At 70.9% G+C, this 14,725-nt stretch carries 13 protein-coding genes and 1 tRNA gene; 8 read left to right on the forward strand and 6 right to left on the reverse strand.

What is annotated here, in order from left to right:
* Positions 1 to 47 precede the first annotated feature (47 nt).
* Both OWR29_RS23295 and OWR29_RS23300 read left to right on the forward strand, forming a co-directional pair.
* The gene (locus OWR29_RS23295; protein ID WP_267565293.1) at positions 48 to 1,682 is read left to right on the forward strand and encodes a methyl-accepting chemotaxis protein; all 1,635 of its coding nucleotides are present in this window, start codon (positions 48 to 50) and stop codon (positions 1,680 to 1,682) included.
* Between the two features lie 235 nt (positions 1,683 to 1,917).
* Positions 1,918 to 3,054 carry a calcium-binding protein gene (locus OWR29_RS23300; RefSeq protein ID WP_267565294.1) on the forward strand — a complete coding sequence of 379 codons (1,137 nt, stop codon included), beginning with the start codon at positions 1,918 to 1,920 and terminating at the stop codon, positions 3,052 to 3,054.
* Positions 3,055 to 3,084: 30 nt separating this feature from the next.
* On the opposite strand, the gene OWR29_RS23305 is transcribed toward OWR29_RS23300, so the two are convergent.
* The 3 genes from OWR29_RS23305 to OWR29_RS23315 form a co-directional block, all read right to left on the reverse strand.
* Entirely contained in the window at positions 3,085 to 3,762 is a 678-nt protein-coding gene (locus OWR29_RS23305; protein ID WP_267565295.1) for a Crp/Fnr family transcriptional regulator, read from the reverse strand.
* On the reverse strand, positions 3,738 to 5,819 hold the full coding sequence (locus OWR29_RS48050; RefSeq protein WP_324291265.1) for an adenylate/guanylate cyclase domain-containing protein: 2,082 nt from the start codon (positions 5,817 to 5,819) through the stop codon (positions 3,738 to 3,740). The genes OWR29_RS23305 and OWR29_RS48050 overlap by 25 nt, the downstream gene beginning before the upstream one ends.
* Before the next feature lie 46 nt (positions 5,820 to 5,865).
* Positions 5,866 to 5,938 (reverse strand) — tRNA-Gly (locus tag OWR29_RS23315).
* A gap of 102 nt (positions 5,939 to 6,040) precedes the next feature.
* Between OWR29_RS23315 and OWR29_RS23320 the strand changes: the two genes are divergently transcribed.
* Both OWR29_RS23320 and OWR29_RS23325 read left to right on the forward strand, forming a co-directional pair.
* A complete protein-coding gene (locus tag OWR29_RS23320) occupies positions 6,041 to 7,687 on the forward strand; it encodes an FAD-dependent oxidoreductase (RefSeq protein WP_267565296.1) in 1,647 nt (548 codons plus the stop codon).
* A 44-nt stretch (positions 7,688 to 7,731) separates the two neighbouring features.
* The gene (locus OWR29_RS23325) at positions 7,732 to 8,052 is read left to right on the forward strand and encodes an STAS domain-containing protein (RefSeq protein ID WP_267565297.1); all 321 of its coding nucleotides are present in this window, start codon (positions 7,732 to 7,734) and stop codon (positions 8,050 to 8,052) included.
* Here the strand turns inward: OWR29_RS23325 and OWR29_RS23330 are convergent.
* On the reverse strand, positions 8,049 to 8,771 hold the full coding sequence (locus OWR29_RS23330; RefSeq protein ID WP_267565298.1) for an SDR family oxidoreductase: 723 nt from the start codon (positions 8,769 to 8,771) through the stop codon (positions 8,049 to 8,051). The two genes, OWR29_RS23325 and OWR29_RS23330, sit on opposite strands and share 4 nt — an antisense overlap.
* An 87-nt stretch (positions 8,772 to 8,858) precedes the next feature.
* Between OWR29_RS23330 and OWR29_RS23335 the strand changes: the two genes are divergently transcribed.
* Both OWR29_RS23335 and OWR29_RS23340 read left to right on the forward strand, forming a co-directional pair.
* Positions 8,859 to 9,332: an RrF2 family transcriptional regulator gene (locus OWR29_RS23335; RefSeq protein WP_267565299.1), complete on the forward strand. Its 474-nt coding sequence runs from the start codon at positions 8,859 to 8,861 to the stop codon at positions 9,330 to 9,332.
* A gap of 50 nt (positions 9,333 to 9,382) precedes the next feature.
* The gene (locus OWR29_RS23340; protein ID WP_267565300.1) at positions 9,383 to 9,586 is read left to right on the forward strand and encodes a DNA-binding protein; all 204 of its coding nucleotides are present in this window, start codon (positions 9,383 to 9,385) and stop codon (positions 9,584 to 9,586) included.
* On the opposite strand, the gene OWR29_RS23345 is transcribed toward OWR29_RS23340, so the two are convergent.
* Positions 9,564 to 10,352: a DUF5995 family protein gene (locus OWR29_RS23345; protein WP_267565301.1), complete on the reverse strand. Its 789-nt coding sequence runs from the start codon at positions 10,350 to 10,352 to the stop codon at positions 9,564 to 9,566. The two genes, OWR29_RS23340 and OWR29_RS23345, sit on opposite strands and share 23 nt — an antisense overlap.
* A gap of 212 nt (positions 10,353 to 10,564) precedes the next feature.
* A complete protein-coding gene (locus OWR29_RS23350; RefSeq protein ID WP_267565302.1) occupies positions 10,565 to 10,732 on the reverse strand; it encodes a hypothetical protein in 168 nt (55 codons plus the stop codon).
* A gap of 523 nt (positions 10,733 to 11,255) precedes the next feature.
* On the opposite strand from OWR29_RS23350, the gene OWR29_RS23355 reads away from it, so the two are divergent.
* Positions 11,256 to 11,405 (forward strand): hypothetical protein, encoded by a 150-nt coding sequence (locus OWR29_RS23355; RefSeq protein ID WP_267565303.1) that lies wholly within the window; start codon positions 11,256 to 11,258, stop codon positions 11,403 to 11,405.
* 920 nt (positions 11,406 to 12,325) lie between these two features.
* Positions 12,326 to 14,725 carry a glycogen/starch/alpha-glucan phosphorylase gene (locus tag OWR29_RS23360; protein WP_267565304.1) on the forward strand — a complete coding sequence of 800 codons (2,400 nt, stop codon included), beginning with the start codon at positions 12,326 to 12,328 and terminating at the stop codon, positions 14,723 to 14,725.

Below are 14,725 nucleotides of genomic sequence, written 5' to 3' on the forward strand. Positions count from 1 at the left end.
CGATAGTGAAAGGGAAGCTGCCGGTATCGCACCCGACGGAGAGCGACATGAGCGTGCTAGCCCTGACCGAGCCGGTCACCGCGGCGAGCGTCAGAAGGCGGTCGTTCGACGACCTCAGCGTCAGCGTCAAGGTTCTGACCGCCGTGTCGGTGGCGTCGCTGGTGGCGCTGGTCGTCGGCATCATGGGCCTGGTCGCGCTCAGCAACGTCAGCGCGTCGGCGCAGCTCATCTATCAGAGCAACGTCTCCAGCATCCGGGCCGTCGGCCAGGTGCGGGCCGAGGTCAGCGAAGTCCGCCTGGACACCGCGAACCAGGCGCTGTCGACGACCGACGCGGCCTTGCAGAAGTTCACCGCGCAGTTCACTGACGACACCAACGCCTTCGCTGCCGCCATGACCGCGTACTTGAACAGCACCCCGGCCGGCGACCCGGCCGTCATCAGGCAACTCCAGTCCGACTGGAACGCCTACCTCGAGGTGGCCCGCACCCGGTTGCTGCCGGCCGGCGAACGCAACGCCCTCGAGGAGTGGGCGACGATCCGCGACAACGAGGCCATGCCGATCCTCGACAAGATCGCCGCCTCGGTGGCGGCGCTCGACGAGGACGAGACGGCGGACGCCGCCCGCAACGCCGACGCCGCCCACGACGGCTACACCGACAACCGGAACCGGGCGATCATCATGATGGTCGTGGGCCTCGGCCTCGCCATCGCTCTCGGCTTCTGGGTGGCCCGGCGCATCGTCGGCTCGCTGGCCAAGGTCACCGTCGTGTGTGACGGCCTGGCTGACGGCGACCTGACCCGTACGACCGGACTGACCACCGCCGACGAGCCGGGCCGCATGGGACGGTCGCTCGACTCGGCCATGACCCGCCTGCGGGCCACGGTCGCCACCATCGAGGCGTCGGCCGCCTCGCTGGCCGGCGCGTCCGACCGGATGACCGGCACCGCGACCCGGATCGCCTCCACCGCCGAGGAGACGTCGGCCCAGGCCCTGGCCGTGTCCGCGGCGGCCGAGGAGGTCTCGCGCAGCGTCGACAGCGTCTCGGCCGGGGGCGAGCAGATGGGCGCGTCGATCCGGGAGATCTCGCAGAACGCGGCCGAGGCGGCCCGGGTCGCCTCGGAGGCGGTCAGCGTCACCGCCACCACGTCGGCCACCATGGGCAAGCTGGGCGAGTCGTCGGCCGAGATCGGCAACGTCATCAAGACCATCACCGCGATCGCCGAGCAGACCAACCTGCTCGCGCTGAACGCGACCATCGAGGCCGCCCGGGCCGGCGACGCGGGCAAGGGCTTCGCCGTCGTCGCCAGCGAGGTGAAAGACCTGGCTCAGGAGACGGCCCGGGCCACCGAGGACATCTCGAAGCGGGTCGAGGCCATCCAGGCCGACACCAGTGGCGCGGTCGCCGCGATCGAGGAGATCTCGCTGGTCATCGAGCGGATCAGCGACTTCCAGACGACGATCGCCTCGGCCGTCGAGGAGCAGACGGCGACCACGGCCGAGATGAACCGCAGCGTCAGCGAGGCGGCCAGCGGCGCGGGCGAGATCGCCGAGAACATCACCGGGGTGGCCGAGGCGGCCCGCCTGACCAGCCAGAGCGTCGCCGAGACGCAGGAGGCCACCGCCGATCTGGCTCGGATGTCGTCCGAATTGCGCAGCGTGGTCTCGGCCTTCCGCGTCTAAACACTTGCGACCATGAATCGCGAGCGGAATAGTAGCAAGAAGGCGCAAGAAAGCGCCGACCAGCAATCAGGTGACACTTTCCCCAGGCAATTTTACGAGTTCGCACGCGTCATTCTTCCTCCACCGCGGCCCCTTCCGGCTGCGAAGGTTCAGCGGTGCCCGGCAAGGGCGCGAGACCTTCCAGGGGGGAAGAAAGCAAATGAATCCACTGCAGAACGCGACCGGACGACGCCGCATGCTCCGACTAGCCGTCCTGGCCGTGGCCGGCGCCGCGCCCGCGTTCGTCCTGTCCGCTCCGGCCCACGCCACCACCAACGTCTTCAAGGCCGGCAACGCGCTGGTCGTGAACGCCTCGGCCAACCGGGCCAACAACATCACGGTCGACCGGGTCGGCAATTTCTTCTTCGTCCGCGACTCGGGCGACAATCTGGTGGCCGGCGCCGGCTGCACGGCGATCGCCAACACGATCCGCTGCTCGTCGAACAATGTGGTGCGGATGGTCATCAATTCCGGCAACCTCAACGACCGGGTGGTCAACCGGACCAGCACGCGCTCGACGATCAACGGCGGAAACGGCAACGACAACCTGACCGGCGGCACGGGAAACGACACCATCAACGGCAACGCCGGCAATGACACTCTGGTCGGCGGCGCGGGCAACGACCGGCTCGACGGCGGGCTCGGCAACGACGTGGAAAGCGGCGGAACCGGCATCGACACCCTCGTCGGCGGCGCGGGGGCCGACCTGCAACGCGGCGGCGCCGGCAACGACCGGCTGAGCGGCGACGCCGGGAACGACACGCAGTTCGGCGACGCGGGCAACGACATCCTCGTCGGCGGCAGCGGCAACGACCGTCAGTTCGGCGGGACCGGCAACGACAGCCTGTCCGGCGGGCTCGGCAACGACACCCAGTCCGGCGCCACCGGCAACGACCGGCTGAGCGGCGACGCCGGCAACGACACCCAGCTCGGCGGGGCCGGCAACGACTCCGTGACCGGCGGCGCGGGCAACGACGACCAGCGCGGTGACGCCGGGAACGACATCCTCTCCGGCGGAACCGGCAACGACCGGCAGGACGGCGGCGCCGGCAACGACACCGTCAACGGCGGCGCGGGCAACGACAGTCAGCTCGGCGGCACGGGCAACGACAACGTGCGCGGCGACGGCAACAACGACGTCTCGCGCGGTGGGCTCGGCAACGACAACATCGTCGGCGGCACCGGCGCCGACCGGCTGTTCGGCGACGCCGGCAACGACCGGCTCAACAGCCTCGACGGCGTGAACGCCAACGACGCCAACAACGGCGGCGCCGGCACCGACACCTGCTTCTCGAACCCGGGCGACCTGCGCATCAGCTGCGAACTTCCGTAATCAAACACCAGGCGGCCGCGCGGAGTGGACTCACTTCGCGCGGTCGCGCAGCCGGTCCAGGTCCAGCACGGACACCGAACGCCGGCTGGTCTCGATGATCCCCTGCCGGCGGAGCGTCCGCAGCGCCTTGGTCACCGACTCGCGCGAGGAACCCGTCCAGGCGGCCAGCTCATCCTGGCTGAGCGGCAAAGTGATCCGTACGCCGTGGTCGGCGTCAGCCCCGAACCGGTCGGCCAGCTCGGCCAGGCGCAACGCGACCCGGCCCAGCGCGTCGTAGGTGCCGAACTCGACGCGCTTGCGGTCGGCGTCGCGCAGCCGGGACACGATCATCCGGATGATCCGCACCGCCGCGTCCGGGTGCGAACCGAGAAAATCGAGAAAGGCGGCCACCCCGATGACGTACGCCTCGAGGGGTTCCAGGGCCGACACGGACGCCGAGCGCGGGGCGCCGTCCAGCGCCGACATCTCCCCCAGCAACGCGCCCGGCCCCCGGATGGCCAGCAGCACCTCGCCGCCCTGCTCGGTCAGCGAGAACACCTTGACCCGGCCGGTCAGCACGAGCACCACAGTGGTCGACCGGTCGCCCTCGCTGAACAGGGTCGCCCCGGCCGGCCAGCGGCGCCGCCGACCGATCGCCAACAGGTCCGCCCGGTCGCTCTCGGCGAGCAGCGGGTCGGTGCGGGTCAGGAGACCAGGCTCATGGACCACGGGCTCTCCCCTCGCAGGCCGTGCAGCACGAAGGCCGGCACCGGCTGGAGCCGCCCCTTGACCATCAGGTCGCCCAGCGGCGTGACCAGCGCGCAGTCGCCTATCCGGTCGCGGGTGGCGGCGCCGATCACCACCTGGCCCGGGGTGGCCTGCGTCTCGAGCCGGGCCGCCACGTTGACCGCGTCGCCCATCGCGTTGAAGTTGCGCAGCGCCTCGCCGCCGATGTTGCCGACCAGCGCCTCCCCGGTGTTGATGCCGACCCGGAAGCGAGGCCACCCCGGCCGGGCCAGCTTGTCCACCTCGCGCTGCAGGACCAGGGCGGCCCGGGCCGCGCGCAGGGCGTGGTCGGGTTGCCGGGCCGGCGCGTTGAACAGGGCCATCAGCGCGTCCCCGACGAACTGGACGACGGTGCCGTTCTCGTCCAGCACGGCCCGGGTGGCCACGTCGAAGTACTGGTTGAGCATGTCCACGATCTCGGTCGGCGACGAGCGTTCCGAGAAGGTCGTGAAGCCCCGCAGGTCAGCGAAGAGCGAAGTCACCTCGACAACGGCGCCGCCCAGCGCGGCCTGGCTGGGGTCGGCGACCAGGGCGGTCGCGACGTCGGGCGACATGTACTGCCGGAAGAGCACGTCGAGCTGGCGGTAGAGACGGGCGTTCTCGAGCGCGATGGCGATCTGGGCAGCCAGCGAGGTGAGCAGGGCGGCGTCGCGTTCGGGGACCGGGCCGGCGTGCGCGGCGATCAGCACGCCGGCCGGGTGGCCCTTGACCAGGAAGGGCAGGTACAACGTTCCGTCGTCGTCTTTCTCGTGCGCTCCGGCCAGGGTGGCCTGCGCCGCCCGTACGGTGTGGACCTCGACCACCTCGTCGGCGCCCGGACCGGCCGCCAGCACCGGCGGGAACACCAGCCTGTCCTGTTCGACCAGACCGACCCGTACGGTGTAATCGCCGAAGGCCGACGCGACCCGGCGGACCGCCCCGCGCAGCAGCTCAAAGTCGGCCACCATCACCCGGGCGTCGTGCCCGACGGCGACCAGCGCGCCCAGCTTGCGGATCTGATCCCGCTCGGCGGCCAGCGCGCCCGCGGCCCGGCCCAGCACGGCGGCCTGACCGTCGGTGAGCTCGAAGCGCCGGGCCACACGCTCGGTGGCGGCGGCCATCCGACCCTCGGTGAGCGCGCCCTGCTCGCCGCTGTGCAACGCCTCGACCAAACCTTCGAGCGCCGCGCTGTAGTCGGCCCGCAACTGGCGTACGGTCTCGTCCCGGCCCACCGCGGCGAACAGCCCCGACGCCGCGCCCTCGTTGCGGTACTGCACCCAGGCGCTGTAGGCGACATAGCCGAACCCAGCTGCCATCAGCAGATGCCACAGCCACCAGGACGCGTGCCAGCTGACCCCGGACCCCATGGCCAGCGCCGACTCGGCCAGCAGGACGTACGCGGTGACGACCGACAGCAGCATGACCGCCCGGCGCCGCCGATAGAGGAGGTAGTAACGAACTGCCGCGTACGCGAAAAGGATGACGCCGGCCGCGGCCAGCAGGATCGCCGGCGTTCCCCCGTCGGCGCCCGGCACCCGGTTCAGCGGCGGCCGCCCGGTCAGCGACACCACCGCCCACGCCCCGGCCACCGCCAGCACGCCCCCGCGCAGCCACCCCGACCAGCGCAGCAACCGCCGCTCGCCCGCCACCGACAAGTCGGCCGCGCTGGCCGCCGCGAAGACCGCCGCCAGAGTCAGGCCGACGGGTGACGCGTACGCGAAGCCGGCGTTGCGCGCGTCGAGCACCACCTGCGGGGTGGCCGCCGCGTGCAGCCCGAGAAAGGCCGCCGCGACCAGGAACGACAGGGCGACCAGCAGCAACCGCGTGTCGTCGCGGCGCCGGGCGGCCTGGTTGATGACGAGGGCGAGCCCGAAGCTGATCAACGCCACGGTCAGGACCAGCCAGAAGTGGGACGGCTCGTGCTGCCAGCGGACGTCGAGCCGGGGCTGGGCGAGCAGCAGCCAGAGACCCACCATCGGGGCGCTCAGATGAGCGACCCAGACCGCCACTCGCGCCGCCATCCGCTCACATTAATGCCGCGTGAGCAGGAAGCTTCTGTCGGAAAAGAGCGGACGACGGGATTCGAACCCGCGACCCTCACCTTGGCAAGGTGATGCGCTACCAGCTGCGCTACGTCCGCGTTGGGAGAACCATACCGGATCGGTCCCGAGTGACGTGCGACGCCCCACCCCAGTCGGCCGACGGATTGTCCGGCCCCGGCCCCGATGGCAGCATCGGCGGCGTGGTGATCTCAGCCTTCCCCGAACTCGGCGACCATCCCGAGGACCTGGCCCGCGCGGCCTTCCCGACGCTGGACGCGGCCCAGTTCGCGCGGGCCGCCGCCTACGGCCGTCCGGAAGAGATCGTCGAGGGCCGGCTCGTGTTCGACGTGGGCGACGACGACGCCGACATGCTGCTCGTCGAGTCGGGCGAGATCGAGGTCGGACTGGGCGACGCCACCGACGGGGCGGCCCTGCGAGCTCAGGCGGGGCAGTTCGTGGGCGAGATGAACTTGCTCACCGGGCAGGCCCGCATCCTGTCGGCCCGGGTGGTCACGTCGGGGCTGATCCACCGGGTGTCGGCCGAGCAGTTCCGGGTCCTGATGGCCAAGGACACCGAGCTCAGCGACCTGCTGCTGCGCTCGTTCCTGGCCCGCCGGGAGTTGCTCGTGTCGCGGGCCGGGCGCAACCTGGCCGTCATCGCGGACGAGGCCACCGGCGTCGGGCTGGCCCTGCGCACCTTCCTCACCCGGCAGGCGCTGCCGCACCGCTGGATCGAGCAGCACACTCCGGAGGGGCGGGCCGCGGCGGAGGCGGCCGGGCTCACCGAGGGTGACCTGCCGGCGGCCGTCCTGCCGCGGGCCACGGTGCGCAACGTCGAGCCGCGGGCGCTCAGCCACCGCCTCGGGCTCACCTACCGCCGTACGCCCAAGGGCGTGGCCGACCTGACCATCGTGGGCGCCGGACCGGCCGGGCTCGCCGCCGCCGTCTACGGCGCGTCCGAGGGGCTCGAGACGGTGCTGCTCGACTCGGTGGCGACGGGCGGGCAGGCGGCGGCCAGCTCCCGGATCGAGAACTACCTCGGCTTCCCGTTCGGGCTCAGCGGCGAGCAGCTGGCGGCGCGGGCGGTCGTGCAGTCGCTCAAGTTCGGCGCGCACCTGGCCAGCCCGTGCGCCGTGGTCGGCATGCGCCGCTCCGACGAGGGGCACGTACTCACGCTGGTCGACGGGGCCGAGGTGGTCACCCGGACCGTGCTGATCGCCACTGGGGCCTCGTACCGCGATCTGCCGCTCGACCGGTGGGCCGATTTCGTCGGCTCGGGCATCTACTACGCCGCGACCGGGCTGGAGGCGCGCGCTGTGGCCGGCCTGCCGGTGACGGTGGTCGGCGGCGCCAACTCGGCCGGCCAGGCGGCCCTCTATCTGGCCCAGCACGCGGGTGAGGTCACCTTGGCCGTACGCGGGGACGACCTGGGCAAAGGCATGTCGAACTACCTGGTCGAGCGGGTGCTGGCCGATCCCCGGATCACGGTGCGCACCTCGACCGAGGTGACCGGCCTGACCGGCGGCCACCGCCTCGAAGAGATCACGCTGAATGCCGACCCGTGCGGGTGCTTCGGGCTGTTCTGCTTCATCGGGGCCACCCCGGCCACCGGCTGGCTGAGCGGCGTCGCCCTGGACGAGAGGGGGTTCGTGCCGACCGACGTGCAGCTCGGGGACCGGTGGACCGGGGTGGGGCGCGGGCCGCTGCCGTTCGAGAGCAGCGTGCCGGGGGTGTTCGCGGCGGGCGACGTGCGGCTGTCGTCGATGAAGCGGGTGGCCGCGGCGGTCGGCGAGGGGGCCAGCGCCGTGCGCTCGGTGCACCAGGCGCTGGCGGCGGGCCCGAGTTGATCTCTCGCCGTGCTGATGTGGCGGTCCGCGGGTAGGTTGGGCGGATGCCCTTGGACGCCACCATCGTGCACGAGCCGGCCGACGCCGACGGCCTGGTCGTCGCCGCCCTGAGCGGGGAGCTCGACCTCGACCGCGCCGACGCCGTGCGCGACCAGCTCGCCGCCATCGCCGCCGACCCCGCCTGCCGCTACCTGCGCATCGACGTGGCCGGGCTCGACTTCATCGACTCGTACGGGCTGGGCGCGCTGGTCAGCGCCCGCAACAGCGCCGCCGCCAGCGGGGTCACCCTGACCCTGGCCGAGCCGTCACCCCCGGTCCGCAAGGCGATCGAGGTCACCGGCCTGGGCCACGTCTTCGGTCTCTAGAAGGCCGTGGCGCCGATCCGGGCGCCGTCACGCGTGGTCAGCGAAGAGTCGTCGACCTTCGCCCCGAAGTAGCCGGCCGCCGCGTCCGGGATCACCGTCCGGGTGTCGCCCGTGGCCTCGAGGAAGCGCTGGACGAACGTGCTCATCGGCTGCACCTCGGGGCCGCCCAGGTTCACGATCCCGTTGAGCGGCGGCTGATCCACCAGCTCGGCCAGCAGGGCGGCCACATCGCCGGCGGCCACCGGCTGGAATGCCGCGGTGGTCACCCGTACCTCGTCGCCGCTCGTGCCCGCGTCCGCGATCATGCTCACGAACTCGTGGAACTGGGTCGCCCGCACGATCGTGTACGGCACGCCGCTCTCGATGATGATCCGCTCCTGGGCCACCTTGGCCCGCATGTAGCCGCTGTCCGGCATGGTCTCGGCGTTCACGATGGTCAGCGCCAGGTGGTGCCGCACTCCGGCCTGCTGCTCGGCCGCGGCCAGGTTGCGGGCCGATGTGCTGAAGAACGCCAGCACCTCGTCGTCGCCCCACGACGGCGCGTTGGTCACGTCGACCACGACGTCGGCGCCCCGGAACGCCTCGGCCAGCCCCTCCCCCGTGATCACGTCGACGCCGGTCGACTTCGACACCGGCACCGCCTCGTGCCCACCGGCCGCGAGCAGCCCGACCAGCTTGCGCCCGATCAGGCCGCTCCCGCCGACGACGACAACCTTCATGACCCGCTCCTCGCGTTCGCAACTCGGACAACTGCTGTCCGGAACTCTACTCGGATGGTTCCTGTCCGAGTCAAGTAGGCTGTGACCATGAAGATGTCCGGCGGAGTCGAGTGGGCCCTGCACTGCGCGGTCGTGCTGAGCGCGGCCGAACGGCCGGTTCCCGCCGCCCGCCTGGCCGAACTGCACGACGTCTCCGGCAGCTACCTGGCCAAGCAGTTGCAGGCGCTGTCCCGGGCCGGCCTGATCCGCTCCGCCCAGGGGCACGCCGGCGGCTACGAGCTGGCCCGCCCCGCCGCCGAGATCACCGTGCTCGACGTGGTCGAGGCGGTCGACGGCCCGCAGCCCGCCTTCACCTGCACCGAGATCCGGCAGCGGGGCCCGCTGGCCACCCCGCCCGAGGAATGCCTGACGCCGTGCCCGATCGCGCGCGTGATGTCGGCCGCTGACCGTGCGTGGCGAGCCGCGCTGGGCGCGGTGACCATCGGTGACCTCTCGCTCGAGGTCGCCCAGGGCAACGACGCGTTCGCCACATTGCGCGGCTGGCTCGCCCCAACTGCCTAGTCAATGTGCAAGAAGCCGCGACAACTAGTCGTGCCGATTAGTCTCGCGACATGGAGAAGGTCGTTCTGATGGGCGCCGGCGAGATCCGCCGCAGGCTCGGCGTGAGCCGGCAACGCGTCCAGCAGATCATCACCCGCAAGGACTTCCCCGACCCCTACCAGGAACTGGAGATGGGCAAGGTCTGGGACGCGCGGGACGTCGAGGTGTGGATCGCCGCCTACCGGCCGCGGCTCAACCCGGAGGACGGTCTCTAGTCAGCTTCCGCAGAAAGTCGCCGGTGCTCGTGACCAGCCGGTCGCCCGCGATGGCCCACTCGGCGACCAGCGACGCCGCCCGATCCATCGTCCGGCGGGCCTGCTCGAAGTCCTCGGCGTCGTTGCGCAGCAGCCACAGCCGCCGGGCCTGATCCCAGGCGCGGGCCCGGGTGACGGTGACCAGGATCCGCTGACTCCAGTCGTCGAGCGGCCCGACCAGCTCGTCCAGCTCCATCTGCCAGCGCGTCGAGAACCCCCGCCGCAGCGGCGGGATCTCCTCATAGAAGATCTCGTTGACCAGCAGATAGTCGGGGTCGATCACGTCGTCGCCGGCCTCCGGGGCGCCCAGCTCGTTCCAGGTGCCGATCAGGGCCAGCGACAGGTCGTGGTTGATGTGCGCGTTGACACCCAGCATGGCCGCGGTCAACCGGCTCATCCGCACATCGCCGGCCCGCTTGAACAACACCTCCCAGACGTCCGGAGTCTCCTCGTCGTCGTTGTTCCACAGCGTGAGCGCGTCGAAGTAACGCTTAGCGAACTCCACATCCAGCAGCTCGAGAAAATCGGGCGAGTTGACCCCACTGACCAACGCCGCCTCGACCCGCCGCGTGATCTTCAGGTAGAGCTCGTTGAACGCCGACACCCGGTTGGCGGCCCGGCTAGGCGGCAACTCGTCCAGAATGGCCTGCACAGTCACCAGCCGGCTGACCACCTCCCCGATGCCACCCGGATGCCCGTCCAGCGCCTCGGTCACCTTCTGCTGCAACGGACTCCAGCCCCGCCCGGCCGGAATGGCCAAACTCGACAACTCAAGCCGTTTGACGCGCAAAAGCTCAGCGCTGTCCCGCACCGAAGTCCGATCAAACCCCGTCACGCCCGTCATGCAGGAAAGCTTCCTCAGGGTGGGGGCATATGGCTATCGCCCTGTCGGCAAAACGTCCCGTAATCCGGACAACGATGCGACAACTAGCGACATCGTCAGAAAGCCTCGAAGATCAAGAGCAAGCTTTCGATGGCAATGTCGTAGGGACAGGTCAAGGGCGGAACTTCAAAGGCCATGTCGTAGCGGGGTGATGGGATGGTCAAGGTCAGGGGCGGAACTTCAAAGGAGACGTCGTAGCGGGGTGACGGGATGGTCAAGGTCAAGGGCCGAGGTTCAAAGGCGATGTCGTAGCGGGGTGGTGGGTGCAGACCGTCGCTCCCGCCGAGGGCGCGGGCGGGCTGAGCTGGCCGCTGGCGCGTCCAGAACGCTCATCCCACCCGCGCGACCTGCGTAAGTGGTTGCGCCCAAAACCAAAACCCACCTGTAGCGCCGCCCACGAGCGTCGCCGCCACCGCGCGCATCGCGACCAAACCACCCAGGCCACGTTCGACACCGTGAGCTCATGCGAGCGTCCGCGCCCGAACCAACCGCTTCACCGCGGCCCGCCCGTTCATCCGGCCAGCCGCGGTGTAGGCCGAACTCCATCGTCAAGTCACCCTCGACCGGCCGAACCACCGCGATTTACCGGCCCGGCGGTGTTCCACCGGCAGCGCTATGCACCGCCGACCGGCACGGGCCCTCAACCGGCCCAACCGCCGCGGCCGCACCCCACCACCGCGTCCGCACCCACCGCCGTCGCCGCACCGCCACCGCGGCCTCACCCACCGCCGTAGCCGCACCACCTCCATGGCCGCACCCACCACCGCGGCCTCCCCCGCCGCCAGCGGCCTCACCACCGCCGTGGCCGCAGCCGCTGCCGTGGCCGAGCCCGCCGCCGTGGCCGACCCGGATTTTCCGGGCACCACCTCGGTGCCGGCGCGTACCTCGAACGGGTGAATACGCCGGGCGCCAACTCGCCACGCGCAGCCAGCCGCGCATCGGTTCGGTCGGGCGTGCGGTCGGAGGGGACTGTGCGCGGTGCCCGGAGGGGCCGCGGGATACGCCGGGTGCCAGCTCGCCGCGCGTAGCCATCCGAGCGTCGGTTCGGTCGGGCGTGTGGTCGGAGCGGGACTGCTCGGTGCGCCGAGGGTCGCCGGAGACGCCACACGCCACCTCGCCACGCGCACCAGCCGCGCCTCGCGCCGGTCGGGCGCGTGGTCGGAACGGGACTGCTCGGTGCGCCGAGGGTCGCCGGACACGCCACAGGCCACCTCGCCACGCGCACCAGCCGCGCCTCGCGCCGGTCGGGCGTGCGGTCGGAGCGGGACTGTGCGCGGTGCCCCAACGGCCCGCCGGACACACCGCACGCCACCTCGCCACGCGCAGGCTGCCGCGCCTCGCGCCGGTCGGGCGTGCGGTCGGAGCGGGACTGTGCGCGGTGCCCAAAGGGCCCGCCGGACACGCCACACGCCACCTCGCCACGCGCAGGCTGCCGCGCCTCGCGCCGGTCGGGCGTGTGGCCAGAGCGACACTACCCTCGGTGCTTGGAGGGGCGGCGGGAGTTTGGGGATTGGCGTTGCGCTTGGCTTTTGGGCGCAACCACTTACGCACGTCGCCGTGGTGGGGTGAGTGGTTTGGACGCGCCAGCGGCCAGCTCACCCCGCCGCGGCCCTCGGCGGGAGCGACGGTCTGTAACCCCCCACCCAGCTACGACATCAAGATCTTGACCTTGATGCCTTTGATCTTCGCCCACTATCTACGACCCGCCCCGCTACGACACACTTTCGGCTTGGTTGATTCGCTGCGCCGGTCGTTACTTTGTTGAGAAGTAGCGCACATGACTGTTCCTGGACACTTCTGTGCTGCAAGCTGCGCGCATGGACCTTCGTAACGGGCTGCGGCCGCTCGGGAGCACCCCCGCCGAGTTCGAGCAGGACCTGCTGAGCAACCTTTACTACCGCCGCGGCACGACGGTGGAGTCGGCCAGCGCGCAGGACGCCTACGAGACTCTTGCCCTGACCGTGCGTGACCGGCTGGCCGCGCGCCGGGCCCGGACCGCCGCGGCCCACTACGAGAGCAACCCGCGCTGGGTCTACTACCTGTCGGCCGAGTATCTGCTCGGCCCGCAGCTGGAGCAGAACCTGCTGTACAGCGGCACCACCGAGCTGGCCCCGGCCGCCCTCAAGTCGCTCGGCTTCGACCCGGCCGAGGTGGCGGCCCTGGACGTCGAGCCGGGCCTGGGCAACGGCGGTCTCGGTCGTCTGGCCGCCTGCCTGCTCGATTCGCTGGCCACCATGGACATTCCGGCCGTGGGCTACGGCATCCGGTACGACCTGGGCATCTTCAAGCAGCAGTTCGTGAACGGCGAGCAGGTCGAGACGCCGGACGACTGGGCCTTCCAGGGCGACCCGTGGGAGTTCCCGGCCCCGGACGACCGGCACCGGATCGGCTTCTACGGCTATGTGGGCCCGGACGGCTGGGTGCCGGGCGAGGTCATCGACGGCGAGCCGAGCGTTCTGCTGGTGCCCGGCTACGGCACGGAGACCGTCAATATCGTCCGGCTGTGGCGCGCCCGGGCCACCGAGTCCTCGTTCGACCTGCGCCGGTTCTCGGCCGGCCAGTACGCCGAGGCCGTCGAGCAGGCGGTGCGGGCCGAGAACATCAGCAAGGTGCTCTACCCGGACGACAGCACCGAGTCGGGCCGCGAGCTGCGCCTCAAGCAGCAGTACTTCCTGGTGTCGTGTTCGCTGCGGGACATCATCCGGCGGTTCCGGTTCCGCAACGAGGGCTGGGACGGCTTCGCCGGCAAGACGGTGATCCAGCTCAACGACACGCACCCGACGCTGGCCATCCCGGAGCTGATGCGCCTGCTGGTCGACGAGGAGAAGCTGGACTGGGATCAGGCCTGGTCGATCGTGCGGCAGACGTTCGCGTACACGTGTCACACCCTGCTGCCCGAGGCGCTGGAGACGTGGCCGGTGGACATGCTGGGCCGCCTCCTCCCCCGGCACCTCGAGATCATCTACCAGATCAACGAGGGCCTGCTGGGCGAGGTCCGGTCGCGCTTTCCCGACGACATCGATCGCGTACGGCGGATGTCGCTCATCCAGGAGGAGCCGGAGCGCCGCGTCCGCATGGCCAACCTGGCCGTCACCGGCACGTTCGCCGTGAACGGGGTCGCCGAGCTGCACTCCGAGCTGCTGACCTCGACGACGTTCCACGACTTCGCGACGCTGTGGCCGGACCGCTTCACGAACGTCACCAACGGCGTCTCGCCGCGCCGGTTCGTCAAGCTGGCCAACCCGGGGCTGTCCACGCTGATCAGCTCGGGCCTGGGCTCGGACGACTGGCTGCGCGACTTGTCGCTGCTCGAGGGTCTGGTGCCGCTGGCCGAGGACGCCTCGTTCCGCTCGCAGTGGCGGTCCGAGAAGCGGCGGGCCAAGGCGGCGCTCGGCCTGGGCGACCCCGGGGCGCTGCTCGACGTCATGATCAAGCGCTTTCACGAGTACAAGCGGCAGCAGTTGAAGCTGCTGCACATCATCACGCTCTACCACCGGCTCAAGAGCGACCCGGGCCGGTTCGGCGTTCCGCGTACGGTGTTGTTCGGCGGCAAGGCGGCGCCGGCCTACACGGCGGCCAAGTCCATCATCCGCCTGATCAACGCGGTGTCGGCGACGATCGCGGCCGATCCGGTCGCCTCGGGGCTGCTGCGCGTGGTGTTCCCGGCCAACTACAACGTCACGCTGGCCGAGAAGATCATTCCGGCCGCCGACCTCAGCGAGCAGATCTCGATGGCCGGCAAAGAAGCTTCCGGTACGGGCAACATGAAGCTCGCGCTGAACGGAGCCGTCACGATCGGCACGCTCGACGGCGCCAACGTCGAGATCCGCGATCGGGTCGGGGCCGACAACTTCTTCCTGTTCGGCCTGGACGCTCCCGACGCGGCGGCGCTGCGCGGTTCCTCGTACCAGCCGCGGTCTTACTACGAGTCGGACCCGGAGCTCCGGTCGGCCGTGGACGCCATCCTGAGCGGCGCGTTCGGCGGGGTCGGCCAGGAGGTGGCCCAGTCGCTGCTCGACCGGGACGAATACCTGACGCTGGCCGACTACCGGTCGTACGTCGACCGGCAGGACGAGGTGTCGGCGGCCTGGAAGGACCAGGAGCGGTGGACGCGCATGTCGATCCTGAACGCGGCCCACAGCGGGTTCTTCTCGTCGGACCGTACGGTCGCCGACTACCTCGACCGCATCTGGCGGGCCGCACCCGTGCAGCCCTGA

The organism is Paractinoplanes pyxinae (assembly GCF_026626335.1).
Taxonomy (GTDB): Bacteria; Actinomycetota; Actinomycetes; order Mycobacteriales; family Micromonosporaceae; genus Actinoplanes; species Actinoplanes pyxinae.